This window comes from Oceanospirillum maris DSM 6286 (assembly GCF_000422865.1).
Classification (GTDB): Bacteria; Pseudomonadota; Gammaproteobacteria; order Pseudomonadales; family Halomonadaceae; genus Oceanospirillum; species Oceanospirillum maris.
In genome coordinates, this window is the sequence record NZ_AUGW01000026.1 from 1 (window position 1) to 25,421 (window position 25,421).

At 47.8% G+C, this 25,421-nt stretch carries 41 protein-coding genes and 1 tRNA gene; 15 read left to right on the forward strand and 27 right to left on the reverse strand.

Going from position 1 to position 25,421, the window contains the following annotated elements:
- A partial coding sequence (locus G517_RS18750) for a transposase (protein WP_028304532.1) occupies positions 1-263 on the forward strand: 263 nt, incomplete at its 5' end.
- Positions 264-331: 68 nt separating this feature from the next.
- Here the strand turns inward: G517_RS18750 and G517_RS0110690 are convergent.
- The 15 genes from G517_RS0110690 to G517_RS0110760 form a co-directional block, all read right to left on the reverse strand.
- The gene (locus G517_RS0110690; protein ID WP_028304405.1) at positions 332-1,201 is read right to left on the reverse strand and encodes a hypothetical protein; all 870 of its coding nucleotides are present in this window, start codon (positions 1,199-1,201) and stop codon (positions 332-334) included.
- A gap of 79 nt (positions 1,202-1,280) precedes the next feature.
- Positions 1,281-1,799 (reverse strand): BRO family protein, encoded by a 519-nt coding sequence (locus tag G517_RS0110695; RefSeq protein ID WP_028304406.1) that lies wholly within the window; start codon positions 1,797-1,799, stop codon positions 1,281-1,283.
- 240 nt (positions 1,800-2,039) lie between these two features.
- Complete coding sequence (locus G517_RS0110700) at positions 2,040-2,738, reverse strand: nucleotidyl transferase AbiEii/AbiGii toxin family protein (RefSeq protein WP_028304407.1); 699 nt, start codon at positions 2,736-2,738, stop codon at positions 2,040-2,042.
- Between the two features lie 6 nt (positions 2,739-2,744).
- The gene (locus tag G517_RS0110705) at positions 2,745-2,972 is read right to left on the reverse strand and encodes a hypothetical protein (protein ID WP_036591237.1); all 228 of its coding nucleotides are present in this window, start codon (positions 2,970-2,972) and stop codon (positions 2,745-2,747) included.
- 115 nt (positions 2,973-3,087) lie between these two features.
- Complete coding sequence (locus tag G517_RS0110710; protein ID WP_028304409.1) at positions 3,088-4,596, reverse strand: phage portal protein; 1,509 nt, start codon at positions 4,594-4,596, stop codon at positions 3,088-3,090.
- Positions 4,597-4,604: 8 nt separating this feature from the next.
- A complete protein-coding gene (locus tag G517_RS0110715; protein WP_102043365.1) occupies positions 4,605-4,820 on the reverse strand; it encodes a hypothetical protein in 216 nt (71 codons plus the stop codon).
- Positions 4,817-6,874, reverse strand: a complete 2,058-nt coding sequence (locus G517_RS18755; RefSeq protein ID WP_084632172.1) for a terminase gpA endonuclease subunit — start codon at positions 6,872-6,874, stop codon at positions 4,817-4,819. Before G517_RS18755 ends, G517_RS0110715 begins: the two co-directional genes overlap by 4 nt.
- Positions 6,765-7,292, reverse strand: a complete 528-nt coding sequence (locus G517_RS0110725; protein ID WP_028304411.1) for a hypothetical protein — start codon at positions 7,290-7,292, stop codon at positions 6,765-6,767. The genes G517_RS18755 and G517_RS0110725 overlap by 110 nt, the downstream gene beginning before the upstream one ends.
- Positions 7,293-7,515: 223 nt before the next feature.
- Complete coding sequence (locus G517_RS0110730) at positions 7,516-7,815, reverse strand: phage holin family protein (protein WP_084632173.1); 300 nt, start codon at positions 7,813-7,815, stop codon at positions 7,516-7,518.
- Positions 7,793-8,230, reverse strand: coding sequence for a glycoside hydrolase family protein (locus G517_RS0110735; RefSeq protein WP_036591240.1), 438 nt, complete (start codon positions 8,228-8,230; stop codon positions 7,793-7,795). Before G517_RS0110735 ends, G517_RS0110730 begins: the two co-directional genes overlap by 23 nt.
- Positions 8,227-8,484, reverse strand: a complete 258-nt coding sequence (locus G517_RS0110740) for a phage holin, LLH family (RefSeq protein ID WP_157833184.1) — start codon at positions 8,482-8,484, stop codon at positions 8,227-8,229. Before G517_RS0110740 ends, G517_RS0110735 begins: the two co-directional genes overlap by 4 nt.
- Before the next feature lie 248 nt (positions 8,485-8,732).
- The gene (locus G517_RS0110745) at positions 8,733-9,176 is read right to left on the reverse strand and encodes a hypothetical protein (RefSeq protein WP_157833185.1); all 444 of its coding nucleotides are present in this window, start codon (positions 9,174-9,176) and stop codon (positions 8,733-8,735) included.
- Positions 9,163-9,900, reverse strand: a complete 738-nt coding sequence (locus G517_RS18760) for a replication protein P (protein WP_157833186.1) — start codon at positions 9,898-9,900, stop codon at positions 9,163-9,165. The genes G517_RS0110745 and G517_RS18760 overlap by 14 nt, the downstream gene beginning before the upstream one ends.
- Complete coding sequence (locus tag G517_RS20170) at positions 9,815-10,807, reverse strand: DnaT-like ssDNA-binding domain-containing protein (RefSeq protein ID WP_028304416.1); 993 nt, start codon at positions 10,805-10,807, stop codon at positions 9,815-9,817. The genes G517_RS18760 and G517_RS20170 overlap by 86 nt, the downstream gene beginning before the upstream one ends.
- A gap of 128 nt (positions 10,808-10,935) precedes the next feature.
- The gene (locus G517_RS0110760; RefSeq protein WP_028304417.1) at positions 10,936-11,418 is read right to left on the reverse strand and encodes a hypothetical protein; all 483 of its coding nucleotides are present in this window, start codon (positions 11,416-11,418) and stop codon (positions 10,936-10,938) included.
- Between G517_RS0110760 and G517_RS0110765 the strand changes: the two genes are divergently transcribed.
- Positions 11,417-11,722: a hypothetical protein gene (locus G517_RS0110765; protein ID WP_028304418.1), complete on the forward strand. Its 306-nt coding sequence runs from the start codon at positions 11,417-11,419 to the stop codon at positions 11,720-11,722. The genes G517_RS0110760 and G517_RS0110765 overlap by 2 nt on opposite strands.
- Here the strand turns inward: G517_RS0110765 and G517_RS0110770 are convergent.
- From G517_RS0110770 to G517_RS0110780, 3 genes are read right to left on the reverse strand one after another with little or no spacing between them, the layout of a single operon-like run.
- Entirely contained in the window at positions 11,719-11,994 is a 276-nt protein-coding gene (locus tag G517_RS0110770; protein WP_028304419.1) for a hypothetical protein, read from the reverse strand. The two genes, G517_RS0110765 and G517_RS0110770, sit on opposite strands and share 4 nt — an antisense overlap.
- A gap of 5 nt (positions 11,995-11,999) precedes the next feature.
- The gene (locus G517_RS20175) at positions 12,000-12,482 is read right to left on the reverse strand and encodes a phage regulatory CII family protein (protein ID WP_051206307.1); all 483 of its coding nucleotides are present in this window, start codon (positions 12,480-12,482) and stop codon (positions 12,000-12,002) included.
- 26 nt (positions 12,483-12,508) lie between these two features.
- The gene (locus G517_RS0110780; RefSeq protein WP_028304420.1) at positions 12,509-12,724 is read right to left on the reverse strand and encodes a Cro/CI family transcriptional regulator; all 216 of its coding nucleotides are present in this window, start codon (positions 12,722-12,724) and stop codon (positions 12,509-12,511) included.
- Between the two features lie 96 nt (positions 12,725-12,820).
- Between G517_RS0110780 and G517_RS21095 the strand changes: the two genes are divergently transcribed.
- Positions 12,821-13,453, forward strand: a complete 633-nt coding sequence (locus tag G517_RS21095) for a S24 family peptidase (protein WP_036591242.1) — start codon at positions 12,821-12,823, stop codon at positions 13,451-13,453.
- A 265-nt stretch (positions 13,454-13,718) separates the two neighbouring features.
- On the opposite strand, the gene G517_RS0110790 is transcribed toward G517_RS21095, so the two are convergent.
- Genes G517_RS0110790 through G517_RS18775 form a run of 4 tightly spaced genes read right to left on the reverse strand, consistent with a single transcriptional unit; the run spans position 13,719 to position 16,209 of the window.
- Positions 13,719-14,609: a DUF2971 domain-containing protein gene (locus G517_RS0110790; RefSeq protein WP_028304422.1), complete on the reverse strand. Its 891-nt coding sequence runs from the start codon at positions 14,607-14,609 to the stop codon at positions 13,719-13,721.
- 33 nt (positions 14,610-14,642) lie between these two features.
- Entirely contained in the window at positions 14,643-15,590 is a 948-nt protein-coding gene (locus G517_RS0110795) for a DUF6414 family protein (protein ID WP_028304423.1), read from the reverse strand.
- Between the two features lie 29 nt (positions 15,591-15,619).
- A complete protein-coding gene (locus G517_RS20755; protein ID WP_157833187.1) occupies positions 15,620-15,775 on the reverse strand; it encodes a hypothetical protein in 156 nt (51 codons plus the stop codon).
- A gap of 2 nt (positions 15,776-15,777) precedes the next feature.
- Complete coding sequence (locus G517_RS18775) at positions 15,778-16,209, reverse strand: hypothetical protein (protein WP_036591245.1); 432 nt, start codon at positions 16,207-16,209, stop codon at positions 15,778-15,780.
- 53 nt (positions 16,210-16,262) lie between these two features.
- Here G517_RS18775 and G517_RS0110810 point away from each other — a divergent pair, with 53 nt between their 5' ends.
- The 4 genes from G517_RS0110810 (at position 16,263) to G517_RS0110825 (ending at position 17,577) form a co-directional block, all read left to right on the forward strand.
- On the forward strand, positions 16,263-16,565 hold the full coding sequence (locus tag G517_RS0110810) for a hypothetical protein (RefSeq protein ID WP_157833188.1): 303 nt from the start codon (positions 16,263-16,265) through the stop codon (positions 16,563-16,565).
- On the forward strand, positions 16,534-16,845 hold the full coding sequence (locus tag G517_RS18780; protein WP_036591248.1) for a hypothetical protein: 312 nt from the start codon (positions 16,534-16,536) through the stop codon (positions 16,843-16,845). Before G517_RS0110810 ends, G517_RS18780 begins: the two co-directional genes overlap by 32 nt.
- A 130-nt stretch (positions 16,846-16,975) precedes the next feature.
- On the forward strand, positions 16,976-17,287 hold the full coding sequence (locus G517_RS0110820; protein ID WP_028304425.1) for a hypothetical protein: 312 nt from the start codon (positions 16,976-16,978) through the stop codon (positions 17,285-17,287).
- Entirely contained in the window at positions 17,284-17,577 is a 294-nt protein-coding gene (locus G517_RS0110825; protein WP_028304426.1) for a hypothetical protein, read from the forward strand. The genes G517_RS0110820 and G517_RS0110825 overlap by 4 nt, the downstream gene beginning before the upstream one ends.
- A gap of 159 nt (positions 17,578-17,736) precedes the next feature.
- On the opposite strand, the gene G517_RS0110830 is transcribed toward G517_RS0110825, so the two are convergent.
- Positions 17,737-18,006 (reverse strand): hypothetical protein, encoded by a 270-nt coding sequence (locus G517_RS0110830; protein WP_028304427.1) that lies wholly within the window; start codon positions 18,004-18,006, stop codon positions 17,737-17,739.
- Positions 18,007-18,057: 51 nt separating this feature from the next.
- Between G517_RS0110830 and G517_RS0110835 the strand changes: the two genes are divergently transcribed.
- From G517_RS0110835 to G517_RS0110870, 8 genes are all read left to right on the forward strand, one after another.
- Complete coding sequence (locus G517_RS0110835; protein WP_028304428.1) at positions 18,058-18,582, forward strand: hypothetical protein; 525 nt, start codon at positions 18,058-18,060, stop codon at positions 18,580-18,582.
- Positions 18,583-18,686: 104 nt separating this feature from the next.
- A complete protein-coding gene (locus tag G517_RS0110840) occupies positions 18,687-19,478 on the forward strand; it encodes a hypothetical protein (RefSeq protein WP_028304429.1) in 792 nt (263 codons plus the stop codon).
- Positions 19,479-19,592: 114 nt separating this feature from the next.
- Positions 19,593-19,994, forward strand: a complete 402-nt coding sequence (locus tag G517_RS0110845; RefSeq protein ID WP_028304430.1) for a hypothetical protein — start codon at positions 19,593-19,595, stop codon at positions 19,992-19,994.
- Positions 19,972-20,238, forward strand: a complete 267-nt coding sequence (locus G517_RS0110850) for a hypothetical protein (protein WP_028304431.1) — start codon at positions 19,972-19,974, stop codon at positions 20,236-20,238. Before G517_RS0110845 ends, G517_RS0110850 begins: the two co-directional genes overlap by 23 nt.
- Positions 20,235-20,507: a hypothetical protein gene (locus G517_RS0110855; RefSeq protein WP_028304432.1), complete on the forward strand. Its 273-nt coding sequence runs from the start codon at positions 20,235-20,237 to the stop codon at positions 20,505-20,507. The genes G517_RS0110850 and G517_RS0110855 overlap by 4 nt, the downstream gene beginning before the upstream one ends.
- Complete coding sequence (locus G517_RS0110860) at positions 20,488-20,793, forward strand: phage antirepressor KilAC domain-containing protein (RefSeq protein WP_028304433.1); 306 nt, start codon at positions 20,488-20,490, stop codon at positions 20,791-20,793. Before G517_RS0110855 ends, G517_RS0110860 begins: the two co-directional genes overlap by 20 nt.
- Positions 20,777-20,989: a helix-turn-helix domain-containing protein gene (locus tag G517_RS0110865; protein WP_245543235.1), complete on the forward strand. Its 213-nt coding sequence runs from the start codon at positions 20,777-20,779 to the stop codon at positions 20,987-20,989. Before G517_RS0110860 ends, G517_RS0110865 begins: the two co-directional genes overlap by 17 nt.
- Complete coding sequence (locus G517_RS0110870; protein WP_028304435.1) at positions 20,986-22,095, forward strand: tyrosine-type recombinase/integrase; 1,110 nt, start codon at positions 20,986-20,988, stop codon at positions 22,093-22,095. The genes G517_RS0110865 and G517_RS0110870 overlap by 4 nt, the downstream gene beginning before the upstream one ends.
- A gap of 85 nt (positions 22,096-22,180) precedes the next feature.
- On the opposite strand, the gene G517_RS0110875 is transcribed toward G517_RS0110870, so the two are convergent.
- From G517_RS0110875 to G517_RS0110890, 4 genes are all read right to left on the reverse strand, one after another.
- Positions 22,181-22,257, reverse strand: a tRNA-Val gene (locus G517_RS0110875).
- Between the two features lie 114 nt (positions 22,258-22,371).
- The gene (locus G517_RS0110880) at positions 22,372-22,848 is read right to left on the reverse strand and encodes a peroxiredoxin (RefSeq protein WP_028304436.1); all 477 of its coding nucleotides are present in this window, start codon (positions 22,846-22,848) and stop codon (positions 22,372-22,374) included.
- A gap of 217 nt (positions 22,849-23,065) precedes the next feature.
- A complete protein-coding gene (locus G517_RS0110885) occupies positions 23,066-24,526 on the reverse strand; it encodes a coniferyl aldehyde dehydrogenase (protein ID WP_028304437.1) in 1,461 nt (486 codons plus the stop codon).
- A gap of 27 nt (positions 24,527-24,553) precedes the next feature.
- A complete protein-coding gene (locus G517_RS0110890) occupies positions 24,554-25,396 on the reverse strand; it encodes a substrate-binding periplasmic protein (RefSeq protein ID WP_157833189.1) in 843 nt (280 codons plus the stop codon).
- Positions 25,397-25,421: the final 25 nt, after the last annotated feature.

The following is a 25,421-nucleotide window of genomic DNA, read 5'->3' on the forward strand; positions in this document are numbered from 1 at the left end:
TGGCCGTTTACTTCAAGTACCCAGAGCAGGTGCGCAAAGCGATTTACACGACCAATGCGGTTGAGGCAGTACACCGCCAGTTCCGCAAACTGACCAAGACCAAGGGAGGCTTCGCCAATGAAAACGCGTTGCTCAAACTGCTGTACGCCGGTATGTTAAAAGCATCAGAAAAGTGGACGCATCCGGTGCAAAACTGGAATCTGACGCTATCGCAGCTGAGCATCCACTTCGAAGGACGGATCGACGGTTACGTAGATCTGTAAGCAATGGGTGACACAGAACTATGAACACCCTCTTGAGGAGTGGCAAGAATTGATCTACATATTGTTTTTCAATTTTTTATATATTTGTCTAAAGCTATATAGACCATATGGGCATAAGCCATAAGGTAACGGTTAAGCTCATCTACAATGTTTTTATGATGTCCAGGTAGCCCAGAGTCGATAGGTCTTTCCAGAAGCAGTATCTTATCTTCAAAGTAGTCTCTACCAAAAAAATACAAAATATAATTCCTATATTCATCTGCTATCTGACCCTTTTTTGATAATCCGCATTTCTCAAATATTTTATTTGAGAAATCATCCTTATTTTTGACCCGACCGCCATTATGGACAATGATATGCCTAAACATTTCAATCATAGCAATGGCGAATCCAAGATCAATATTAAGACTATTATTACTCTCAGCATCATTAATAATTGGAAGAACTTTCTTTAAATCTTTAATTATTGCTTTTGGACCACCTTTTTTTCTTTTAGCCTGTTCCAAAAACCATTTGAAATTTTTCCCTTCTATTTCTTGGAACCTTATATTCCCGAAGTCCCCTAAAGGCCATAAATTGTGATTATGATAGGCAGCACATGCGTAGATACCTTCTAGGAAATCTTCAAATTCCTCATACGCCTCCGCTAATATCCATTGATACTGACGGTTTTTGTGAACGTATGTTGAGAGTTCTTTTTCTTCAATGCTTCGGTCAACATGGCTATAGAAATAATGTTCTCCCGTACCAGCAATTCTGAAAAACATATTATGAAGATCAACATATTTACTATCTATATCCGGCTGCTTTTCTCTCTCATTCTTATATAATTCTAGAGCCTTAATCTCTTTCATAAAAACGTTATCTGCTGACCTTTGCAACAATGTCAGTTGTGTCATTTTTTCTAGAAAATCTTTGAAGATTTTTTCCAGCTCCATAGCCAGCTATCCTTTGTTTATTAGAGATGACAAATGCTTTTCAAGACTAACAAACACAGATCAAACCTAACATCCTAATTTAATATCTCATCTCCAACAAAAGCTCAAACTGCAGCTGTTTCTGTTCCAGATCACCTTCCAGCACGGGCTTTGCCCGTTTCCAGCTGTTCAGACCTGCTCCGCAGCTGCTTGCCCGGTTGCGTCCCTCTTCCAGCCGCTCGGCTGCCCGTTGATAAGCTTCGCGGGCTTTCTCTGTGCCGTTGTGAAAGTCATCAATCAGATCCAGTACCCAGCGGCGGAAGCCTTTGGCTTTTTCGGTACGGGCAAACATGGCGATAAGGTGGGCACCACGAAGGGAGAAGACACGGACTTCACGCATCTGACCTGCACCCGCAATTTGCGGGTGCAGGTCAGGAAGACTAATCAGCGTTGACATTGTGGCTGTAAATTCATCCTTGTTGCGCTGATAGATCTCACTGACACGATCACCGCCCTTTTTATAGCCCAAGGCTGCACCGATCTGGGTACCACGCATCCAGATCTGATTTTCATGGCGGATAAACTCAATTTGGGTGTTATCAAAGGTCATTTTTTCCATTGTGACGTTCCTCGTGTTTTCTGAATAAAGGATGCAGCCGCGCCGGTGGAAAACACCGAGCACCGGCCTTTCGGGAGCTACCCTAGGCTGCATACAAAACGAACAGGCATAAAAAAACCGCCTGAGTGGCGGTTTGGGTTTGGTGTGTCAGCTGCGTACCGAACATGGGTACACAGGTCTGTTTTGTCCGGACGAAAAAAAACCGCCGAGTGGGCGGTTTTGTGTCGTCATTTTTCGTATCTAAGTCATGGTGCCTAAAAGCTGTTCCGCTTGAACTTTAATCAGGTCGTCAGCCCAGTCCGGTTTCATCAGGACGTTTGCAGCGGCTTCCTGATACTTTTCAGGATTTGCCAATACATCCTGTAATGCAGACTTGAGTGCCGGAAGGATGACACGTTCGCCATATTCAGCCTCTGCGGCTGCAATTGCCACAGCGGGAATCTCACCCCATTGCCGATACATGGCTAAAATATCGAAGATATCTTTATAGGGCGGGTTACCCCACCTATCGGCATTGGCCATCAGCTTGGTTGCAAAACATGATGTATGATCCAGGCAGGGCACGGGAAATACATCAGGTGCTACCTCCCAGTGGATATCACACTGTTTAAAGTTAACGAACTCCAGTTTGATGGTGCAGCCCTCATAATCAATAAGGGTTCGGACTGCATCACGATCCGCCCGAATTTCCCGTGGGTATTCAAAGTCACTTTTAACCAGTTGCCCCAAACTAACGTTGGTTACCTGTTGCCTGACAGCACGGTAAGACGCTTGGGTTGGGCACAGAAAATCAATATCAACTGACTCTCTGAATTCGTCGATTTCAAGCGCGATCCGGGTTCCGCCACCAAAAACGATGTCATTGGCGCAAAAAAAATCAGCATTAAATTGCTTTAATGCTGATCCGATTATTCTGTGATGTGCTACATCGTATTGCATAGTAACCTACATAGCAGGCATGAAGCGCCCTTTGCCGTATTCCTGAGTCAGCCTTTCAATCAGCTGTTGTTCTTCAGCTTCAAGCGCATTTGGATCAACATATTTCCAACGACGCTCATAAATATCAAAGGCAAAATCAGGGTCAATCAGCTTAGCGTGAAAATCCCACAAGATGTGGTCAAGTTCAGGGTAACGGGTGCGATCAACCATGTTTTTTAATGCTGTTTTTAACATGACAACCTCCCTTGATTTTTCATGCTAAACGGTTAACTTGAGGCGCTCACCTACGCGCCTCATTTGTCACTTATCCTAGTCTTAATAACTAATTTGTCAATACAAGTGTTCAGGACTATTCACTATTGGATGCCTCCGGTTTTACGGGTTCCGGCTCTCGACTCCCGTAATACTCATGGTAAGAATCCGAGTTAAACACCAACCCTAGCGCTCTGTTCTCTTCGATCTCCCGCGCCCGCTGACGTTTAACCGCCTGCGGGTTTTTACCCTGCCCGCGAATCACTTCGGATTCGGTGCCAAAGCCACCGCGTACCAGCTCCCGGTTGCCGTTGGCCTCTTTGGCCGGGTCGATCCACGGCATGGTGGGCGGCTGGTAATAGGCCATCAGCACGGTGCGTATATCCAGATCTGCCGGTGGTACGTGCCTGCCACACAGAATTGAGATCTGCACATAACGACGAAAAATAGGCCGTACCCACTGGTTAATAAAGGCGTTCGACAACACGCCATAACTGATAAAGCTATCCACCAATTCTTGCCGTTGGGCGCTGTAGCTGCCTTCGTATTTTTTGGAGACGGTGGAAAAGTTAACACCTCCTGCAGCAGCGCAAATTGCCCGCATCATGGTGTCCCGAAACGACTGCAGCATGGGGCTAGGCCGATTCGATTCAATGGTGCCTACATCTTCACCGGGGCGTAGGTCATCAAAGATGGTACCCGGTGAGATCGGTAGTGTACGGCGTTTCTCTGCTTTATCGCCTGGGTCGTCGTAATCCGTGGTATCGCCTTTGCGGATATAAAAGGCCATGGCAGCACTGATTCGGGCGGCGACCTGTTCGGACTCTTCATAGTTCTGCAGGCCACCAAACCGCTGCAGGGATGAGGCAAAAATACTTACTCCACGGCGACTATGCAGGCGCTTCACCTGTTTAAGGTGCAGCATGAAGTCTGCTGGTACCGCCCGTGTTTTCAGACTGGTGGCGAACATGCCGCCGGGATGATTCAGGTACAGATGAAACGCCGTGGGTTGCTGCCACTGGTTCACCTGAATACCCTGATAGATGCCGTTGCCCGGCTCTGTTTTGCCCATTGGCAAAAAGTCCGGTTCCATCACCTGCAGGGTAAAGGGCACCTGTGTATTGGGGTGATTAAAGCCGGAGATACGGCCAATTAGCTGTTCACCCAGACATTCACCATCCCGCAGCCAGGTACGACAAACCAGCCGTTCTACTTCTGAGCGTGACCATTGGCCGGTGGTTTCCATCTTAAGAGACCACTCTGCAAAGCCTTCTGCCAGCTCTTTGGCAAAGTCATCATGTACTTGCCCGGTATGATCCAACGGCATGGGCTCTACGCCGATACCATCTTTACCCACGACATTATTGACCAGCGTAGTCAGCAGGCCGTCTGCCAAATCGCTGTTTTCTTCTAGGTGTCGCGCCTGATCCCGAATGGATTCCGCTCCACGGGAGATGCTGGCGTTGGCATCTCCCCGTGATCGCTCGACTTTATGCGTCCGTGAGGGCACTGCAGCCTGATACGCCGCCAAGCCGGAGCGCATCCGCTGTCGGGACAGCGCCCACTTTGGTGAGACCGCTGCAATTGTTTTATCTAAAAGGTTCATAACAAGACCTATTCAAAACGTGCCAGTGCAGGACTCTGACGATTTGACGAAACAGAAAGACGATTCACGGCTCTTTGCCATTCTTTACGACCGGTGCGGATCTCTGCCAGATTCGCCCGCTCCCAGGTGCGGCCATCTTTGGTCATGGACTGCCCTTTCAGCACTGCTTTTTCAGCATCGATATAAAACTGCAGCATATCTCTGGCCTGCTGTAATTCGGTCATAACCATGAGTCTCCATCTGAGTAGTCGCCCATCCAGTCATCCACTGGCTCTGGGTCGTGTTGTTGTTCCTGTTCATCCTGCTGGGGCTGTACCTGCGGCAGGGTGAACAAATCTACCTGACTCAGCTCCCGTTCAAGGGCGTCCCACTGCTCTGGCTTCATTAGATGTACCCGTCGTGCTCTGGCGGCATGCAGGGCGTAAACCTCGCAATCCAACACTTCATGGGGCTGGCCAGACTTTGCCTGCCAGACCATACGACCGCTTTTGTCTGGGGCTTTTACTTCCCCTAGAATCTGATCAAAGTAGTCATCTCGGACACCTTCGTAATACAGAAAGCGTTTGATGCCTTCTGTCAGCAGCTTGAGCTTGCCTGCGATCCAGTCTTTCGCTTTGTTGGTTCCGACGATGTAGACCTTGACCCCTTTCTTATCGGCCTTGGTCGCTTTCTCCGGCTTTCGGTGATCAACAGATTTTGCTTTGGGCGTTACGAAAATTTCAGGATCAGTTTTGGCGGATGAGCCTTTAATGGCCATCACGAGGGTCTTGGGATATTGCTTGCTGCGGGTTCGCACCCAGTTGTACACCGCGTCAGAGGTAAAACCGTCTGAAGAGTCGATGGATACAGCAGACAGAAACATCGGGTAGCCTGCTTCGGTTTTGAACTCTTGGAAGAGAAAGGCTTCCAGGTCATCCCAAACCGCATCTTTCGGATCAACGGTGGATTTATGAGCCGATAGCTCTCCCCAATAAACCAAGCGGGACAGGTCATTACGGCCCCAAGCTCTAATCACCACGGCGACACGGGCAGGGTTCCGCTGAACATCGATACCGGCGGTTAGCATCAGGCAATCACGGGGAACCACCATCTCTTCATAGCGTTGGCACAGCTCACGCAACTGTTCTGCGGTGGCGTGATCACCTTTAAATTCGTACTCTTTACCCAGTTTCTGGTTGATAAAGGTTCGGCGGGAGTTTTCATCCCCCTTAGCGGCTTTAGCTTCTGCTTCCAGATAACTTTTCACTACATCAGCGAGGCTGGTTCCGTCCATGCAGACGTAAAGCTCAGACAGATCCTGAAACCCAACAACACCATCAAATTCTTTGGTTGCGACCCAGCCCGCATTTTTATCACCGGACTTTAAAGCGCCGTAGCAGGTATTGCGGATGTTGTTTTTCCGCTGGTTGTCATCCCATTCAAAGCCGCAGTGTGGGCAGCGATAGATAGCGGTGTTCGGCAGCGCTGTGCCGTAAATCTCATGCTGTTGGTTCTCATCGTGATCCCAATGAACATTCGACCAGTCCAGCACATGGCTGGCTTCGCAGTTGTGGCAGATAATCGGCAGTTGACGCTTATCGGACTTCTTTAGGCGCTCCGCTGTTTTGGACAGCCCCTTGATGGCGGGTGTACCGCCAATCATCATTAGTGATCCGACAAACCGCTTTAGGCGCTCTTCCAGCAGAGTAATTGCATCACCCTGACCGGCTACGTTGTCGGTGGTGTCGTCCGGTTCCTCTACAATGGCCAAACCTACTTTGGAGGTCGATTTGACGTTACCAGGTGAGTTCGACCCCACAATTTTCAGGAATCCGCCGGGGAATGATTTGTTATCCCAGCGATTACCAGAACGCTGAGATACATCCAGCAGGGCAGCCAGTAGCTCACTGGCCTGAACGGCTGGCTTTAACTTTTCATCGTGAAAGTTTTTGCCATCGGCTGTTTTTGCAAACAGCGCCATGATGGCGATAGGCGATACACCCGCCTCGGTGATCTTTTTGAAGATCAGCCCAAGCAACAAATAAGTCCAGCCGATCTGAGCGGCTTTCATGAGGACGATCTCTTTAACTTTAGGATCGTCTATCGCATTGGCGACACCCAAGAAGTAAGGTGTGTAGTAAAAGTCGTAGAGGCCAAAATCAGGCAGCTCGTAGTGCTCCTGCAGCCAATCAACCGTTGCCTGCTTCGCTTTCGGCTGGAAGATCTCCGCCACCTCCGACGCCAGAAATTCCAGGGCTTCGCCCATAATCTCCAACTCTTCTGATCGCAGTGGCAGCATGTTTTTCTATAACCTCTGGCGGTACTGTTACACCGCACTGACTCTCTATATCCGCAACCATTCGGCTGACCGCAGCGGAATATTCCCGTACGGCAAAGCTGGCCCAATTCGACAGCAACGCATGGGCCTCTGCTTTAACAATCAGGTTGCCTGCTTTCTCATGCAGAGATAGTCGCTTCATGGCGGCAGTCGCTTTCATATCTTCGGTGCGGGCTTCCTGAAATCCTTCCTGATCATTTCGCCCTGCCGCCTGCCGCCTTAACTCTTCAACGTAATCAAGAAGCCAGTGCCAATAAGAATCACCAGGGGTTAACAACCCTGATTTAACCCGTTTAGAAACTGACGGCTGAGAGATACCAACCAGACCAGCAAAGCCAGACTGAGTGGCTTCAGCCTCTAGACATTCAAAGCCTGCCATAAGAAACTCCTTATCATTCAGAGAGTTATTATTATAACCCCCTCCAAAATTTACCCATCTCCACAAAGCCTGCGGTCTTCTGCCCCGTACACTGTAAATCCGAGAAAAGGACCCGCTGTTTTCTGGGAGAAGCCCGAGAACAAAAGAGACACCGGACAGCTAAGCCATCCGGTGCCTGCCCAAGCACAGGCAATAGTGCAGAGCAGAGAAAGAGGCAACAGGATCAGCCGCTTTTCCAATGCCGAGCCTTATGCTCGAACAACTCAAACAGCCGCACATTCATAAAGCCCGCACCACCAGCGGCTGCACCCGCCGCATAAATGGAGTAGCCCAGCTCCGTGACGATCATCACTGCCAGTGACCCCGTCAGCAGTGCCAGACAAAGATGCAGGATGAACGCTAGAACGTGCCACTTACGCCGTCCCGTATGAACTCCATGCAGAAAGTCCAACGCACCCGCCACCACCGCAAACATCCCCAGTGCCAACATCTGCAGCCAGTTATTCGGATTGCTTGGCATCATTACCCTCCCGCATCATCACGGATAGCTGATAGGCTCGATTAGGCGTCTGTACAGCCCAGCGGCTATTCATCATTTCCATAGCAGCCTGATCATAGTGCTCAGTTTCAAGAGCCGCCCACATCCGGCGAAACTTCGACAAACCACTAAAACCCAGTTGAAACGCCATATTAGCCAGAACCGCCTGACGGGCCGTATCCAACTGATTGAATACCGACACCTCTTGCAGACGCTTCAGCACATCATCCACATCATTAGCCAGCAGATAGAGCGCCTCATCTTCTGTGATGCCCCGGTCCTCAAGGTTACGCCCGACACCAATGGTCAACTTCCCTTCAGTGCAGCGATAAGGCTTAAGCCGCAAGCCCTCATGTGCCTTCAACTGAGGCAGCAAAACATCCTTTACCGACTGACTCACAGTGCCCCCTTTGAAGACAGCTTCAGATCATCAATCGCCTGCTCAATCTTCGTCCGCAGTGTTGATTCCGTTTCCCGCAATACCGCCTGCCCGCCAACGCTCTTAACGTACTCCAGCGCCTGCTGCATCTTCTCTTCACCTTTCAGGCCGGTTGCCTCTGCAACCTCCACAGCCTGATAGACAGCACTGCGCAGCGCCTTATCCATCAGAACACGCAGACCAAAGCGAACCAGCCAGCTCAGCAGCGTTTTCATAGTCACCCCCTGCCCGTGATCAGGCAGCCAAATCCCAGACACAAAAAAAGCCCAACCCCGTAAAGGGCCGAGCTTATCCATTCATCGCCAAATGTCAGACACAAAAAAGCCCAAGGCATTAACCTTGGGCTTTCTCGGGTCGCACTAAGACGACAATGCCTGAACTCTAACGGTTGATTGTCATCTGTGTCAAATAGAAATTTCATACACACCGCATCAAACCCATCTGGCAAGGCCGCCAAGCCCCTCTAGAATGCGGCCTGCATTGAAAATAAAATACGCTGATGCGCCTCTGCCAGACGTCGATAAAACGTCTTATAGGCACATCCGCAGGCTTCCGCCCGCTGCTGATGAGTCGCTGCCAGATCCAGATACTGCGCCTCAACCACCTGCTGCAGTTTCACCGGCAAACGCTCCACCGCCCGACCCACATCAAACACCTCATCCGGCATCGACCCCACAGAAGGATCAGTAGAACGAACCAACATACCTCGCCCCTCGATCAGCTTACCCAGCATGGATACACCCGCCACCTCACCACCGCCTGAATTCTCATTGCGCAACGTCCACTCACCCCACGCCTTTAGCTTACGATCCACCGACGGGATCAACCCGCCCCGCTTAGGCCCCAGACGCTTCACCGCATCCTGAACAGACCGACCCTGCCCAGCTAACACCTCATGCATTCCCATTGACACCTCCCGCATTACCAGCCCTGTTCAAACTCGACTTCATCTTGCCCAGCCATTGCTGAGCCATTTGTTTTTCCTGCTCAGTTCGTGTCTTAGTGCCCGCCTTGTGCTCCAACGCAGCGGCACTCAACACCGGCCCACTCAAACGCTCACCCGCCATTACCCGCTGACAAAAAACCTGATAAACCGTTTCAAACCGAGTCTTAACCCCCCGCAAACCACAATGCAGACCATGCCAACCCACCTTGCGCCCAGCGTGATACACCGCCGGATGACTCCACCGCATATCAGGGCTATTCGGCTCATGGGACTTAGCACACGCCTCACCGTAAGCCGCCTCGAAATCCGGCAGGCCAAAATCCTCATAGGCCGGTTTGCAGCAGCGCACAAACTCCGTCATCGATGGCGGCTTACCGTACTGCTCAAAACACCGATCAATCCCGTGTTTAAGCTCATCCAGCGTGAAGCCATCCAACGCCTGCGCCCACTCCGCCTTAGCCGCACTCAGCATGTCACCAGAGGGAAACCGGCTAGACCACAAGTGCCCGTAGTTGCTGGTCATACGCACAAAAAACCGATCGATAACACGACCTGAATACCGGCTACCCGCCACCGCCAAAGCCTCGCTAGGCTGAGACTCAACGGAATGCCCCAGCACAGCCCTCAGCGAGGATGGCCGCCCCTGAGCGAGATTTTGCAGAACCTGAGGATTGACCTGTTGCATGACGTGACTCCTTGAAATTTCTAACCGCCCGCTTCAACTGCTGGGCAAACTTATGCTCCCACTGGCCTTGGGACAGCGCCCGATCCGTCGCCGTATGCCAGTAACTTCGAAAATCTCCCAACTGATCCACAAACCCCACCTGATCAAACCGAGACAGATCCACCCCCTGCGTTCGACACAACGCCACAAACCGCTCACTCGGCTGCCAGTCCAAGGTCATCGAGAACGGCTCACGGTCATTCCCAGACACCACCGCTGAATTTATGTCACGCGCGCCGTCGCCGTCAGCTGTAGTCTCTGTAGTAATCTCTGTTGTAGTCTCTGTATATAGTTTGCAGGATTCTGCAAACTGGGATGCAGAATCCTGCAATCTAAGTGTTGAATCCTGCATACTGCTGATTTCATTAGGTTTTTCCGGCTTATCCGGTGGTTTGGGTGCCTCCGGCTCCGGCAAGTTTGCAGAATCCTGCATACTGTTGTTTTTATTGGCTTTTTCTGGTTCTTCTGCCTTGAGTGCAGAATCCTGCAAACTACGGTTTTTCTTAGGTTTTTTAGCGGCCGGTTTATCCCCTGCCAGCGCCTCAATCAGCGCATATAACCGCTTCACATTCAGCCGGAAAAACATCTTAGCCGGACGCCCTTGGCGCTTCTCTTCCAGCAACCCTACCGCCTTCAGATCACGCCGCGCACGCTCCTGCTCAGACCGGCTTAACCGCGTCTCAGCCTCCCACTGTGTACCGGTCTTGTAGAACCAACCGCCACGCTCAGCCGCAATCCGGCCACCGGTAGACCAGTAATACGCCTGACTCAGAAACACCCCACCCACCGTAGAACCCGCCACATCACGGAACACCGGATGATAAGCAATCGTCTGCTGTAGCAGCGTAGTAATCAGTTCAACACTCATAAAAAACCCTCCTTTCGGGCGTAGAAAACCCCTGTAGCCCGAACGGCACAGTGAAAAAATCAGAAAAATGTCAGAAGAAAAAAACAGGTAGCCGCTAAGGGCCGGAATAGAAGCTCATAACCAGAAGCCTACCGTGGCTCAAAATAAGAACTGAGAGGCAAATTAGGGTGCCCATCATCAGTGTCATGCACCGCAACCAGCTCACCAGTATCGGGGTCGTAATAACGGTGGATCACACGTCGTGGACAGCCTTCCGATCCATCACCAAAGACATCAAACACCTCAATAAGAGACACCAACTTTGCCCCTAAACAGGACGAACAACGCATCTCAAAAGTTGGCTCACAGGTTTCGACCGGCTCAGGCCATACATAACCAGGATAAAGCGGTGCCATAGGGTCTTTGTGCATTGAATCAAAAGCCGCAAGGGTATCCCCTGTTTTAGGGCAGCAGTAACGCGTCACATAACGATGCGTGGGTTTACCCTTCCCCCGCCCAAAGATTTCTGTCACCTTAACCAGCGACATTAGACGAGCTAAGCCAACGGTTGACGTCACCGCAGTGTCGAAAGAATCGTCATACCCAACATCAGAAAAGGATTTTTCAGTCATGAAAACCTCACAAAAAATTCAGGATATCGCTAACGAACTTGATGAAGTCCTCAGCAAACATTGTGTCGCCACCCCTAACGAACTCGCAGAGCAGCGCATTAGATTTCTCGCGAACCAGCTCAGCGCCCTAGACAGCACCGCTGCAGAAAAAGCCCGGGAGATGTCTCAATGCGCTGGAAGCTACTATCAACTGCCCAACAACAAGAACAAAGGGCACAACGGCGAACTGCTTTACAGCAAGATGAAAAACCAAATAGGCCAGATCACACGGATCGCCAGAATAAGAGCTGCAAGAGAGAACTAAAGCCGCGTCGTGATATTGGGCTCTGTCAGATCGTCCAGTTCGGACAGAGCTTCGGATATAACCAGCAATCGTTTATAAACCACAGTCTCTTCAAGCTCTGGCCTTGCTACATTGCTCGAACCAAAATACCCGCCACGAATATCAACCATCGCCTTCAGAACACTTTCTTTAGCTTGTCGAATCTTCTGGTTAACCCCGCCATACCCCACAACCGTTTTCAACTGATCAGCCTTAATAGCCGGAAACTCATTTTTTTTATTTTCATCACTCATATCACCTACTCCTCAAACTGTTCCGCTAGCTTCTTAAGCACCGTCAACTGACGTTGCGCCTCATGAATCGCCGCATTAATCTTGCCCGACTCCACCCGATCCACCGCACCGTCATCCAGCGCCTTAATCACCTCCTGAATCGCACGATTAGCACCATCCATCACCGCCGCACCAGAACCCAGTACATCCAGATCCGTCAGCTCATCCCGCACATCATCCAACCACGTCCAAGTTGCGCCCACCGGCTCACCCAACGCCTGTAAAATGCGCGGGTCTTTGGTCAGCTCTAAAATGGCCGTCACCTCATCCGCATTCAGCAGGTGGCTTTTAATGGTGGGATTCAGCTTGTTACCCAGCGTGCGTGGATTCCAACCGAAAACCGCAGACACCGCCTGCGGGCCACCGGGGTAATCGTAAACCGCGTGATAACACGCCAAAGACAGCGACACCGTGCCGCCATCGTGTTTAAGTCCTGCTCCGCGTCCCATGTTGTTCTTCTCCTTTAATGCACGTTTTATCGCGAGGCCGCAGCGGGCAAACTATCATCGGTCAGCACCAACTCACCGCAATAACCCGCACGCAGCACACCACCGCTAACGTGTTCAATTTCAAACTGACGGCGCATAGGAACCTGCTCACCCCACTGAGAAACAGCAGACTTGGAAACGCCCAGCGCCTTTGCCAACGCTGAAGCGCTACCAAAAAAGTCAATGGCAGTTTGTTTATTCATATACGCCTCAAACAACTTACAAAGAACCAAGAGTTTATCCTGCTAAACTTTCAAAGTCTACAAAAGCGAACCATAAAAGGTTTAGCATTCTTAACCATGCATATATCAGAACGAATCAAACAAAGAATGACAGAGCTGAATATCAGGGCCGTTGATATTTCAAAGACCTTGAAAGTATCGAAAGGCGCTGTCTCCCAGTGGCTTAATGGCGCAGCCAAGCCCAGCGGCGAAAACCTATTCCGACTTAGCGGACTACTTAAGTGTTCTCAGGAGTGGTTGATCTCAGGAAAAGGCGAGCCTGAATCCCAGCTGATCCAAGACACAACCCCTGGCCCTGAGTTTAAAAAGAAACTGCCTCTTATTAGCTGGGTTCAGGCTGGCTCTTGGTCAAGTATCGTGGAGAAGCACCCAAGCCAAGCTCTTCACTACCCTTGTCCGGTTGCCTGTAGCGATCGCTCATTTGTATTGGAAGTACAAGGTGTCAGCATGGAGCCACAATTCAGAAATGGAGATCTGATTTTCGTTGACCCTGAATCAGAGTGGCGCAACGGATCTTATGTAGTGGCCCGTCTTGATGATGAAGATGAAGCAACCTTCAAACAGTTAATCATTGAAGGCGGCCATAAGTACCTGAAACCCTTAAACTCTAATTGGCCTGAGCAAATCATCCCAATTAACGGCAATTGCACCATCGTTGGCGTTGTTGTCTTTGCTGGTCGAGCTTTTTAATTCTACCGACCAAACTCAATAAAAAAACAGAAAGTTTAAATATCTAAACTTTTTGTTGACCCCTTATAGTTTACTTGGCTAAACTCTATTCCGAGCTAACAAGCCGGATGAGTTTAGAGCTTTGACCGGCAGCCTCGGAATCAGGTCAAAGATTTCCCAGCCCCTAACAAGGATCGACTGGCTACCGGCGGTGATCGCAAACCGCCATTGAGTTCTTTAGGCAATAAAAAACCCCGCCTCGGGTGAGGCGGGGTTTTGAGATAGATTAGAGCTGGCGGTAGGGGATGTCGCTACATTCGATTTTTACATGCTCAAAGTCACTTCCGAAGGAGCCTAAAAATCTTTGCAGGCTTTGTTCCGCTAAAGCTTGATCTGCGCAGGGACCAATAATGATCCTCTTTAAATTTTCCGTATTGAAATTAAGCTTTATATATGGAATCAGTATATTCATTTTTTCTCTAAAATTAGGGTTTACAATTTCTCTTTTGCAATTTGCTATTATCCGAAATTCACTTTCTTCCATAAAGTGCTTATTCTTAAAAATGGTTAAATTATTGAAATAAAAAGTGAAAATCTCAAACATTTCATCAATATTTGGCTTGTATTTTCTATCATTAACACCTCTCAAATAAATATTATATATAAGATCTAAATAACTATTAATGAAATTTATTGTTGCAGCGTTTTTTTCATGCTCACCATAAAGACAACTGGAATGATAGATATAATATTCATCAGAATTATCATCACCTTCATAACCACTAATACTTGATATTGATTCAAGGCCAGAAAAACCTAAGCATAAACCACCTTCGGGAGGGCAATAACCTCTCCACTGACTTAACAAATCAGGTTTGGCTGAAAAAGAAATTGAGTAACTGTCTAGTTTTGCTTCATCAAAAAAATCTGGAGATGCGAACTCAATGATTGCAGACCTAATAAAATCTAGATCCTTTATTAATGACCATAGCTTGCTTTTCTCTACTATTTGTTCAAAATCACTTTGGCATAAGAAATTGTTTATATGGGCTATAAAATCCTTCCCTTCTTCAGAGTCATTCAGATAATTAATATCTGTCATCCAAAGAGACTGGCTGTCAAGCATCCCTTTAAGACCACCAATGCTGGTGTAGTGGTAAAGTAAATCATCTGCCATGATAAATCCTTATTAAAATACACCTTATTTGATCTACAGCTCAAAATATATAGCGATGGGGTCTATAACAACTTCCGATTCGGCCTTACCGGATATTGAGCAGTCTATGTTGAACATATGCTCAGAGAAGTTATCGACAGCAGCTCTTAAGTTAGAAAGATCCGGCTTATCTAGTTTTTTAATCTTTTGAGACTCTCCAAGTCCTTGAGAAACCATCCCAAAAACAACAACATCTTTACCTGTTTTTCTGGCGTACTTGCTAAGAACGCTTTTGTACGTTTCACGTAAACAATCTCTATTTAATACAGTCGAAAATTTAACCCCTGAAATTTCTTGAGTTAACATAAGCTGTTTATCAAAACCGAACTCAATCATCCCAGAAAGCCCATTTAGAAAATCCTCTGAGAGCCGCTCACCGTGGAGGCTTTCATGAACTATAGCTGCAACACCTTGTTTCTCAATCCTTGAAATAAGCTTTTTGTCATCACTGTTTTTCTTAGGCTTATTTTTCAGCTTTTCAAATTCTATTTTTTTCTCTGCAATTAATTCACGGTGACTAGCATTTGCTATATCAACTGCCAAATTACGATAATTTTTCATAAGCTCATAAAGCTCAGCAAAATCAATAAACTTAGCTTTAGATTTTATTTTTACAAAAGAATAATCACTTAAAATCTCTGAAGCCTCTTCCATATCAGTTTCAGAATCAATCGTTAATACTTTACCTGACTCATGCATTTCTTTTTCAAATAATGTCATTGAGTAATCATGCAGATACTTTTTCTCTGAACTTACTTTTGACTCTCTCATAACATCAGCAATAACTTTACTGCTACCACCAAGCTCTTTCTTTGTGTTCGTACCGCTGTCATCTCGGCCAATAGATTCTTCGTTAAGCACATACTCCGTAACACCCTCAAAAATCTGAGATGAAAGAGAGAACATTTTGTCATTATCTAAGTAAATAAAGCTCTTAATCACAGTGCATCCTTATACTTTCATGTTCACATTTATTTTTTTATTTCTTCGTATCTCTTACGCCGCTCTTCTCGCTCAGCCAGGTACTCATCTGAGAATTTTTTTCTCGTATCTATTACGGTATAGATAGAAAAACCTCCTCCGAGAAGTACAGCCAGCAAGGTTATTAACATCATTGCAGTTTCCATAGCTAATCTCCTGCTCTCTCGGTTTTCACCTGCTGACTAACGGCCTGATACTTTGAAGCCCTGTAGCTAAAAACCGCACACAGCGTAAATGAGACCCCAGCAATTACCATCAGATAGCTTCTAACGACCTGAGCATTGAAATTGGCTACACCGCCCTCAATCGAGACCACCGCAGTAAAGGACACACTGTAAATCGCCAAAAATGCGATCGCGAGTCCATTCGCCCATGTCTTCCAAGCCGACTGGTCATCGATGTGTTCAAGCTCATTAATGTTGGATATATGAAGGATCAAACCAAACGCAATAATATCCGAGGATGAAATAAACTCCACCCCTCCACCTTCAGATATCGAATAGATAAATAGCCTGCCAATCATCGGAATAAGACCAACAATTACGGTATATACAAGCCACTTGTGCATTTTAAGACCCATAGGCTTTCCTTATGTATGTTTCTCAATTCCCAATCAATAAACAAAGGCCAAATATGACCAAACAACCTAACGAAACTTACTGGGTAATCCGCGACCAGAATGGAACCCTAACCATGCACCAAATGAAAGGCAAACCCCAAACTGACACCTGCCAAATTCTTAACAGTTTCCCACCCGTTCCGTCACATATCGCCCTATCGACTCTTAGTGCTGTCATTAACAAACGAAAGATTGCCAAAGAGCTGGTTAACATTGGTGCCCAACTCACAGCCCAGCTTAACGTGAGCAAAGCTCAATCAAAATCCCCCCAACAAGGACAGCCCCATGAAACCAAATCAGAAAGCCCACTCACATAAAGAACTTGAGCGAGAGCTGCTGTTAGCTAAAGCCGAGCTTTGCAAACTTAAAGCCCGCGATTTAGAGGATCACAGTCAGCCCTCTATCTGGCTTGTTGAAGTTGAAGGCGATGCAACGCGCCTGACCCGTTTAAAGTCAAAACCAACACTGAAGCCTGATCAGGTGCTTGAAAGCTACCCTCTGGTTGATGCCGGGGTAGCTTCTGTTTACCTGTCAGCGATCAATCGTGGTTTTCAACCACCACGTTGCCTTTCTCATCTTGAAAAGCCGTCCGACTAAACCCGCAGACGGTCATTTTTGATTGTTGCTTCTTCATACAGCCTCCGTTCTTAAAGCAAATGTCCTTGTGGGGAAAACCATCATATCAAGGATTACTTTTATACAGCCATAGCAAAAAAGGCGCATGCCAATGCAAACCACTCAAGACCTGACCCTTAACGGTGTCACGCTGACCCTTTCGGTTGAAGCCTCTCCCGAGGCGTTGCAATCTCTGGTGATTAACGAGATCAGCCTTAAGCGGTTCTACGAACAATACGGTGATATTCGGGAGGAGGCTTTCCCAGGTATCACGCAAACCCTTAACAAGGCGCTGATCGATCTGCATGAGCGCACATCAAGCATTCTGTCCATCCATATCAGCCAGCGTATGACGCGGCTGTTTCGGGAGGAGCCTGAATCCAATCGGCAACCCAAACCCACTAAAGAGGATGCTAAGCCATGAAAACCACTCAGCAGCTCTCAATAGATGGCATTACAGTAACCCTTGCTTTTGAAGCGCCCCTTGAAGCCGTTCGCACTCTAGCTGAAGACGCGCATGCTCCTGTAACACTCTGTAATAGCCGTCAAGATGTTCGTCTGACAGCATTACCTGAGGTTGCTCAGGCAATGAGTGCTGCATTGCCTTCATTACTGCAAAGCATCCAGTCAGACCTAGTTGCAACGGCTTACGAGCTGGAGACCGGGACAAGATCCGAGACACACCAACAAGGACGGCCACATGAAACAAAATAGCCTGATAAAGCAACAGAAAGCCTTCGCAGAAAGCTACCGTTTACGGGCAAAACACCTCAAAGAAGGGCATCCCGATAAAGAGCTTGAGCGAGAACTACTGCTAGCCAAAGCCAAGCTATGCGAGCTTAAAGCCCGTGATTTAATCCGCGCTGCCAAGGATCAATCAAACCGAAATTCTTTAGGGATTACCCAATCCTTCGTTTCTTGGCTCAAAAGCAAGCTTAAATCTTCATAAGGCATATCCCGCACTTGAGCAGGCAGATAATTATGCTTTTGGCACAGGTAATAGTAGATGTTATCCATGCCCTCCAAGCCCTTATAGCCTTCACGATCCCCAAGATGATCGGCAAACAGCTCTAAAGAATACCTCAGGCCACCTTGGTTCTTATGGAGTTTATGAATAATTTCATAATGTTCTTTAGATCGCATCGTCCAATTCCTTTAAAAGTTAAAACCGTATCCCATTATAAGGACATTCCCATGATTCACCTTCGCCCCTCTTTGCCTGTCAGCTGGTCTGACGAGGCGTTAAAAGTGATCCTGAACAATCCGCTCCATCAACTGGTTCATCTCCTGCTCTATCTGAAACGCGACGGTCTCTTTATTGGGCAGGTCGCTTTCCTCAAGGATGCGGAAGTGCTCATCCGCGCAGGCGATAAAGCGCTTTACGGCGCTATGGCCCGACAGGGGCTTGAACACACTGTTGACCCTTCGGCCTTGGTATTGGCGTTTCGGGTCGGGCAGAAAGAGCACCTTGTCCGGCGCTCGGGATCGGGGCGTAAGATCAATCAGTACGCCGTCTTCCCGCTCCCAAATGGTATGGAACTCTGCTTCGAGCCAGACCTTCCGAAACTCGGTAATCAGCCAGCCGACGTGCTGTTTGCCACCATTGGCGAGCACATGCTGTTCAACAATCGAGAAACATTCCAGAAATGGCTGATCAATCAGGGGCTGGTGGCTGACATACAGCGGTGCCTGACCGAGCACCAACTGACGGCAGAATGACTTTACGTGGGGCTTATGTTTCGCCGGTGTCCTTGGCTTCATCGCTTATTCCTTAGCTGATTCGTCGCAATACTCTATCAAAAAAACATCATCAGGAGCCACCTATGCGCCCAATCTGGATGCTGACGACGGCCATTCTTTTTCTGGCCAGTAGTTTTTTTAGTGTGCGTTTGCTGCTGCAACTGGCAGACGATGCCGCTACCGGCTGGGTTTACAGTGCGGTGGCGGTTGCTTTGGCGTTGGTGCAATACGCGGCTATGCCCTTTGGCCTGCGCCGTTGGGCGCTGGGGTTTCGGGCATCGGCCTTGCTCTACTTTGCAACATGGGCACTGCTTACGGCGCTGAGTATCGCGGCCAGCGCCGGTGCGCTGATCGGTGATACCCAGCAGCAACAGCAATTCGCTAAGACCAACAGCACCGCTTATCAACTGTTGATCAGCCAGATTGAGCAACTGCAGTCCCAAGCAAAGGCCGTACAAACCACCGCTCAGCTGGATACCGAAAACGGCTACCGCGCCCGAGCAATGACCACGCTGGATAAGCTACCGGCCATTCAGGCGAACATTGCCGACCTACGCCTGCAACTGGATACCTTACCGCCAACCAATACCACCGCCGCTATGGCGCTGTTTGACCGCATCAGCCAGCCGCTTGGCCTAACCCCAGATCAAACCATGACCGCCGCCTACCTTCTTGTAGCCGTGCTGATTGAGCTGGCCTTAACCGTTTCAGTCATGGCACTGGCAGAAAACCCGTTACCGGTGGCTGCAAAAACTCCCAAAAGTGCCTCAAAATCCGTCTTTAAAAAATCACTGGATTTATATACAGCCTCAAAAGAAAAGGCACGTAAGGCGTTCTGGAAAAGACTGAGGCCACCGGAAATGCACCCGACATAATTCAGAAACCAACAGCAAACCTTTCTTAAAAACTGAATCCGCAAGGAGAAGAGCATTGAAGAGACTGAATACGGCCTGCCTGAATAGCCGCAATTCACTGAAAGGAATCCTCCCATGACCACACAAACACCGCCCTCTCAGGCTGGTGCCGATTTCGTGCGCTCAGCGTCTGAGATTCGCCAAAAAATTCACACCTTAGAGACAAAATCCGCTGATACCCTCTACCCAAAAACACACGATGGCTGCCACGAATCACACTACGAACTCACCGGCAGGCTAGACGGCCTTTACTTCGTTTTAGGCGAGGATCGGCCTCTTTATACCCCGATCTATCTGTTTAATCACCTGCGTAAAAAACACCAATCGCAAAAAGCAGTCGCGCAGATTTCCGAATTTATCAAAAGCGACACAAAAGCGATGGAGCATCAAACAATAGGTCAGTATAGAAGCACACTACTCAAGATGCTGAAAAAACCCCGCAAGGAGCAAAAACATGAAAATCACCGCACAGCATGATGATCAAAAACCCGTTTATTGGTTGGCGGAATTTCGCGTTAAAGGCCGGTTAATGCTCTGCGAAGGGCAAAGTTACAAAGAAGCGCTTCATGGCGCAATCACCCTTCTTATTGAACAGAGTGAAGCGAAAGCTCGACAGCGGTTCCACCCTTACCCTTCAACACCTAAACCGTCAACACCCAAGCAATACCAACCAAGCCCCTGCCCATCAGGGGCTTTTTTTATGTCAGGAGACACTGCATGAACGCACTCACCAAAACTCTGCCCTCTAAACGCTCAGACGCTGTTAAGGCAGACGGCAACTACTACGCCTACACCGAACAGCAGCTACGACAGCATGACATTCGTATCGGCTACTTTGAAATGGCCGCCCAGCGCGACCAAAACAACCGCGTATTTTGGTTTCTAACCGGCTGCGAAACCACCACCTGCAAACGCACCGCCCGTAAAGAAGCCATGCAAGCCAGCAAGTTGATGACCTCAGGAGCCTATCATGAGTCTCTTAACCGTTGAAGAAGCCGCTAAGAAGCTGAACTTCCCAGGAGGGCGCAACGCCCTGTACAAGTTTTTGCGTCAACACGCCGGCTTTCAGGGAACCGTGCCACCTTACAACCTCTGCCACTTACAGCCGTTTTTCATTGTGAAAGACGGCGTGTACGAACAGGGCCGCAAGAAGGTGTACACCCAAACCACCAAAGTCACTAATGAAGGCCTGACGTTTATTGCACAACTGATGAATGAACGGCTACCCCAGAATCAACCAAACTCTAAGGAGAATGCTCATGGAACACATGCCTAAACTCATGCCTCTTGAGAAGTGGAGAACAGAGCGATTCACTCACCCACCGGGTAAGTCTACTGTTCGGAAATGGGCCAATAGGGGTGATATTCCAGGAGCCAAAAAGATTGGTGGCAGCTGGTTCGTCGATATTATTGAGGAACAGCTCACCACAGGGGATGAATTGGTTGATTCGGTATTGAGAGCAGGAAGATGAATACCCGCAAACAAGGCAGAAGAAACCAAGGGCTTGAGCCCAATCTGTATAAAAATGGCGACTACTACCGCTATCGTCACCCCATCACTGGAAAGTTTCACGGTATGGGTACAGATAAGACGAAGGCAAACGTGGCCGCCCGTAAGCTCAATGCCATTCTGACCGCCAATACTGATCTGGCCAAACGCATCCTAGCTAACTCAAGTGCAGATACGTTTGGCAAGCTGATCGATCGGTACAAGAATGATTATCTGCCCACCAAAAACCTGAAACAAAAGACCCTTCAAATCGTTAACTACCAACTGAACCGCCTTGATCAAGATCTTTCAACTAGCCCACTGGACGGGATGACCGTCCACTTTATTTCCAACTACCTTGATGAAGGCTTTAAAAACAACGCCTATATCAAAATGCGTATTCTAATGATCGATGTATTCCGATACGGCAGAACCAAGGGATTGGTAAACGAAAACCCAGCAGAACATACGCTCAAGAAGACTCCAGATGCCAAAAAACGAAGAGCAATGACCCAGCGCGACTTTGACCTTATCTATCGCCAAAGCCCAGAATGGCTACAGATAGCAATGGATCTTGCTCTGGTGACACTGCAGCGCCGTGGCGACCTCTGCAAAATGCGCTATGAGGATATTCGAGAGGACTGCCTTTATATCATTCAGCAGAAAACAGAAAAACACGGCCTGCGGGCAAGGCTGCGCATCAAAATGACCGATACCTTGGCTGATATCATTCATAGAAGCCGCGCTGATGGTATCGCCTGTCCTTTTGTCATTCACAGAAGACCTTACAGAATTAAACGCAGCAATATTTTAGAGCACTGGGCACAGGTAAGGGACGAACTCCTATCAAAAGAGTTCGCGAAATACCGAGACAAGGTTTCGACTATTGCAGCCCTTCCCGCTGAAGAGCGCCCCACTTTTCATGAGATCCGCGCGTTGGGTGGGCATTTGTATTTACAGGCTGGTTTTGATCCAGAATACGTACAAACCCTGATGGGTCACAGCACCGGAAAAATGACCGCACACTACACTGACAGGCATGAAGACTGGACTGAGTGCAGAGCTGATTTCAGCTTAAAACGTAATTAAGTTTTGCCAAAACTTTGCCAATTTTTTGCCAAAAAAAAACAGCCACCCGAGCTGTGCCCGTAAGTGACTGTTTTTTATAGCGTTTTGGTAGACATGACTGGACTCGAACCAGCGACCCCTACCATGTCAAGGTAGTGCTCTAACCAACTGAGCTACACGTCTTTGATGGGGCGTATTATAAGGATAAGGTTCTGTTACGCAAGCACTTTTTGAAAAAAATTGCGCATCCTTTTAGTCCCTCTATTTTACAACCTTATATTTCACCCCAAAACCTGCTTAAAGTTGGGCGAGAATGGTCTCTGCGCTACTTTTTTCAACGCCTTTGTCATCCACCCCAAGATAGGTCACTACGCCGTCGTCTAAAATCATAGCGTAACGTTGTGAGCGAACACCAAATTGTACTTCGGTAAGGTCTTTTTCAAGGCCGACGGCTTCAGCTAAGATGCCTACGCCATCCGCTAGCATGATGATCTCGTCTGCATTTTGGTTTTTGCCCCATGCATCCATCACAAAAGCATCGTTGACGGAGGTACAGATAATAGAATCTACGCCTTTCGCTTTAATGACATCAGCCTGAACAACAAAACCCGGCAGGTGAGTTAGGGAGCAGCCAGGAGTAAAAGCACCAGGAACAGCAAATAGAACAACTTTTTTGCCGGTGAAAAGATCATCCGTTTGTACAGATTCAGGGCCTTTATCGCCCATTACTTTTAGTTCTACATTAGGTAGTTTTTCACCGATTTCAATAGACATATAAAGCCTCAATTTTTCAATGGATTATTTTGATATAAAATAAGATCTTTTGATAAAGACCTCTGTATTTCTGGCCAATTGGCATCCTTCCTCCACTCAATCAGGCTCGCAGCCATAATTCGAACAGGCTTGGATTCATTAACGTCTTTGAAGATAATATCTACGTGAGCGCATTCGACCTACGCCTGTAGTCATGGCCTAGTTTGTAATCAAAAATCTAACGGCCTGAACCAAAAAACCGCTGCAACAGACGCAATGGCCAATAACGGTAAGGTGGGTAGCTCAACTTAGTTGAATTAATACGTCCTTTCTTAAAAACAGATCGACTGTGCGATAGACGCAGAAAACCTTCATGTCCATGATAATGACCGATACCGGAATCACCTATACCGCCAAAAGGTAGGTCATCTTGAGCCACATGCAGCAGCGTATCATTAATACAAACACCGCCGCTATGAGTCCTGAGTAAAAAGCGCTCTTGAATCTTCGGGTCATCACTAAATAAGTACAATGCTAAAGGTCGCGGCTTTTGATTAATATGTTCAACCACCTGGTCCAAATGCGTATACGTTAATATTGGCAGAAGCGGCCCAAAGATCTCCTCCTGCATAATACTTGATTCAAGATCAGGGTTTAGCACCAAATGCAGCGGCATTCTTCTATGGTTGGCCTGACCTTCAGTATGAGCTGAATCAGAAACCATAGAGCTAGAGTCAGAAACCATAGAAAAAACTGTGCCACCACCATGTTCTGCGTCTGCTTTCAACGTCATCAAACGTACCCTATGATTTTCGGTAATAATACCTGTCACATCAGGATTACTGTAAAAATTCGGGTACATTTTCTGGTAAGTTTTTTTAAATATTTCAACAAGAGTCGCTAATTGATTCTCATGGCAAAAGAGATAATCCGGTGCAATGCACGTTTGTCCAGCATTCAGGGTTTTACCAAAAAGAATGCGTTCAACAGCCGTCTCTATAGGGTATTCCGGTGTAAGAATTGCGGGTGATTTGCCGCCCAGCTCAAGAGTCACAGGGGTTAGATTTTTAGCGGCACTGGACATCACATGTCGCCCAATAGCCGTAGAGCCAGTAAAAATCAGGTGATCAAACGGTAGTGCTGAAAATGCAGCACTAAGCTCAACGTCGCCTTCGATAACAGCAACCTCATCAGAAGAAAATACCGATTCCACTAGCTGCTTAATAACCTGATTTGTCGCCGGAGTGTATTCCGATAACTTGATCATCCCTCGGTTGCCCGATGCCAAAGCGGTCACTAACGGGCCAAGCGCCAAAAAGATCGGATAGTTCCACGGCACAACAATACCTACCACCCCTAACGGCTGATAATGAACCCAAGCTTTGGCAGGCTTAAACAACAAACCAACATGTCGTTTAGAAGGTTTCATCCAGTCTTTAATACGCTTCTTGCTATAACCAATAGCCTGTAGGGTTGGCATAATTTCTGCCAACTCGGTTTCCCAATGACTACGGTTGGTAAAATCCAAATCCAAAGCTGTTTTTAATGCAGGAGTGTTGGCTTTAAGAGCACTTTCAAGCAGAGTAAGCTGGGCGATACGCTTGTCTGCTGAGGGGTACGGCTCTGCAAGAAATGCTACTTTCTGGGCTTCAAATCGTTGTTTTAATTGATCTTTTTGGTTATTTTTATTATTTGGCATTAGAAAATCAACTCTTAAATCAGCAGGCTAATACCTTACAGCCTCTTCTAAGCGCTGAGACATTAGTTCGTCATTTAGTGTTTGATGGCTTGCATTCAATAGACCTTTATCCTTCATCTTCTTAAACCCTCTATTCAGAGCCTGAAGAATATCAGGACGGTCTTTATCGACCCACAACCCTAGCGGTATTGAGATAAGCGGCTTAAAGTTAAACTCATCTTCCAGCCCAAGCTTTTGAAGATACCAATGGAAGCTGTCGCCACCCCACATATACTCCGCTCGATCTCGCTGTAGCATCCGAATAGCCCCTAGGCTATCTTGTGCCACCGACAGTTTAACCAGTCCATTGTCAGACAAACGCTGAAGATTAGGGAAGTAACGAAAATTAGAGCGCCACCCCCGTATAATAATCATCTTATGGTATTTTAGCTCATCTTCAGTTTCTGCAATCATTGATTCCGGTGCTCGGGAATAAATACCGGCGGACCAAGGGTATTGCCATTGAGCTAAACGACAACAGGCATCAAAACTGGGGTGACTACCGGTCATAATGACCTGGGCATCGCCGCTAATAACACTACGGTAAACACGGGCAACGGGTAATAATCGAAAGTGACAGTTAAGCCCCGCCTGAAAGCAAATCTCACGAACCGTTTCAACCGCAGTACCGGAGATACGCCCTGATCGTGCTAAATGCCCCAACGGAGGGTACTCAAAAAAAGCGATATTAATACGTTCCTGTTCAGGAAAGGCAGAGTTCTGCTCTTTTGGTCTGTTTTCCTGAGTGACGGATATGGATATGTCCGCAAAAGAAAGTGAGTACGAAATGCTTAAAACAAGAAAAACGATGGTTTTATATGGCAGACTCAATTGCATTACATATCCTAAATTGCAT

Bases quoted from the DNA above. Each gene is read 5' to 3' on its own strand.
- G517_RS0110840 (WP_028304429.1), top strand. From the start codon at position 18,687: ATGCGCCCAATCTGGATGCTGACGACGGCCATTCTTTTTCTGGCCAGT.
- G517_RS0110830 (WP_028304427.1), bottom strand. From the start codon at position 18,006: ATGCGATCTAAAGAACATTATGAAATTATTCATAAACTCCATAAGAAC.
- G517_RS0110820 (WP_028304425.1), top strand. From the start codon at position 16,976: ATGCAAACCACTCAAGACCTGACCCTTAACGGTGTCACGCTGACCCTT.
- G517_RS21095 (WP_036591242.1), top strand. From the start codon at position 12,821: ATGCATATATCAGAACGAATCAAACAAAGAATGACAGAGCTGAATATC.
- G517_RS0110725 (WP_028304411.1), bottom strand. From the start codon at position 7,292: ATGGCAGGCTTTGAATGTCTAGAGGCTGAAGCCACTCAGTCTGGCTTT.
- G517_RS0110715 (WP_102043365.1), bottom strand. From the start codon at position 4,820: ATGACCGAATTACAGCAGGCCAGAGATATGCTGCAGTTTTATATCGAT.
- G517_RS0110705 (WP_036591237.1), bottom strand. From the start codon at position 2,972: ATGTTAAAAACAGCATTAAAAAACATGGTTGATCGCACCCGTTACCCT.
- G517_RS18780 (WP_036591248.1), top strand. From the start codon at position 16,534: ATGAAACCAAATCAGAAAGCCCACTCACATAAAGAACTTGAGCGAGAG.
- G517_RS0110760 (WP_028304417.1), bottom strand. From the start codon at position 11,418: ATGACTGAAAAATCCTTTTCTGATGTTGGGTATGACGATTCTTTCGAC.
- G517_RS0110835 (WP_028304428.1), top strand. From the start codon at position 18,058: ATGATTCACCTTCGCCCCTCTTTGCCTGTCAGCTGGTCTGACGAGGCG.
- G517_RS0110885 (WP_028304437.1), bottom strand. From the start codon at position 24,526: ATGCCAAATAATAAAAATAACCAAAAAGATCAATTAAAACAACGATTT.
- G517_RS0110810 (WP_157833188.1), top strand. From the start codon at position 16,263: ATGACCAAACAACCTAACGAAACTTACTGGGTAATCCGCGACCAGAAT.
- G517_RS0110700 (WP_028304407.1), bottom strand. From the start codon at position 2,738: ATGCAATACGATGTAGCACATCACAGAATAATCGGATCAGCATTAAAG.
- G517_RS0110860 (WP_028304433.1), top strand. From the start codon at position 20,488: ATGAGTCTCTTAACCGTTGAAGAAGCCGCTAAGAAGCTGAACTTCCCA.
- G517_RS0110880 (WP_028304436.1), bottom strand. From the start codon at position 22,848: ATGTCTATTGAAATCGGTGAAAAACTACCTAATGTAGAACTAAAAGTA.
- G517_RS0110855 (WP_028304432.1), top strand. From the start codon at position 20,235: ATGAACGCACTCACCAAAACTCTGCCCTCTAAACGCTCAGACGCTGTT.
- G517_RS0110730 (WP_084632173.1), bottom strand. From the start codon at position 7,815: ATGATGCCAAGCAATCCGAATAACTGGCTGCAGATGTTGGCACTGGGG.
- G517_RS0110850 (WP_028304431.1), top strand. From the start codon at position 19,972: ATGAAAATCACCGCACAGCATGATGATCAAAAACCCGTTTATTGGTTG.
- G517_RS18755 (WP_084632172.1), bottom strand. From the start codon at position 6,874: ATGCTGCCACTGCGATCAGAAGAGTTGGAGATTATGGGCGAAGCCCTG.
- G517_RS20175 (WP_051206307.1), bottom strand. From the start codon at position 12,482: ATGGGACGCGGAGCAGGACTTAAACACGATGGCGGCACGGTGTCGCTG.
- G517_RS0110790 (WP_028304422.1), bottom strand. From the start codon at position 14,609: ATGGCAGATGATTTACTTTACCACTACACCAGCATTGGTGGTCTTAAA.
- G517_RS20755 (WP_157833187.1), bottom strand. From the start codon at position 15,775: ATGGAAACTGCAATGATGTTAATAACCTTGCTGGCTGTACTTCTCGGA.
- G517_RS0110765 (WP_028304418.1), top strand. From the start codon at position 11,417: ATGAAAACCTCACAAAAAATTCAGGATATCGCTAACGAACTTGATGAA.
- G517_RS0110865 (WP_245543235.1), top strand. From the start codon at position 20,777: ATGGAACACATGCCTAAACTCATGCCTCTTGAGAAGTGGAGAACAGAG.
- G517_RS0110870 (WP_028304435.1), top strand. From the start codon at position 20,986: ATGAATACCCGCAAACAAGGCAGAAGAAACCAAGGGCTTGAGCCCAAT.
- G517_RS0110845 (WP_028304430.1), top strand. From the start codon at position 19,593: ATGACCACACAAACACCGCCCTCTCAGGCTGGTGCCGATTTCGTGCGC.
- G517_RS18775 (WP_036591245.1), bottom strand. From the start codon at position 16,209: ATGGGTCTTAAAATGCACAAGTGGCTTGTATATACCGTAATTGTTGGT.
- G517_RS0110695 (WP_028304406.1), bottom strand. From the start codon at position 1,799: ATGGAAAAAATGACCTTTGATAACACCCAAATTGAGTTTATCCGCCAT.
- G517_RS0110740 (WP_157833184.1), bottom strand. From the start codon at position 8,484: ATGAAAACGCTGCTGAGCTGGCTGGTTCGCTTTGGTCTGCGTGTTCTG.
- G517_RS0110745 (WP_157833185.1), bottom strand. From the start codon at position 9,176: ATGGGAATGCATGAGGTGTTAGCTGGGCAGGGTCGGTCTGTTCAGGAT.
- G517_RS0110780 (WP_028304420.1), bottom strand. From the start codon at position 12,724: ATGAATAAACAAACTGCCATTGACTTTTTTGGTAGCGCTTCAGCGTTG.
- G517_RS0110770 (WP_028304419.1), bottom strand. From the start codon at position 11,994: ATGAGTGATGAAAATAAAAAAAATGAGTTTCCGGCTATTAAGGCTGAT.
- G517_RS0110710 (WP_028304409.1), bottom strand. From the start codon at position 4,596: ATGAACCTTTTAGATAAAACAATTGCAGCGGTCTCACCAAAGTGGGCG.
- G517_RS0110690 (WP_028304405.1), bottom strand. From the start codon at position 1,201: ATGGAGCTGGAAAAAATCTTCAAAGATTTTCTAGAAAAAATGACACAA.
- G517_RS20170 (WP_028304416.1), bottom strand. From the start codon at position 10,807: ATGAGTGTTGAACTGATTACTACGCTGCTACAGCAGACGATTGCTTAT.
- G517_RS18760 (WP_157833186.1), bottom strand. From the start codon at position 9,900: ATGCAACAGGTCAATCCTCAGGTTCTGCAAAATCTCGCTCAGGGGCGG.
- G517_RS0110825 (WP_028304426.1), top strand. From the start codon at position 17,284: ATGAAAACCACTCAGCAGCTCTCAATAGATGGCATTACAGTAACCCTT.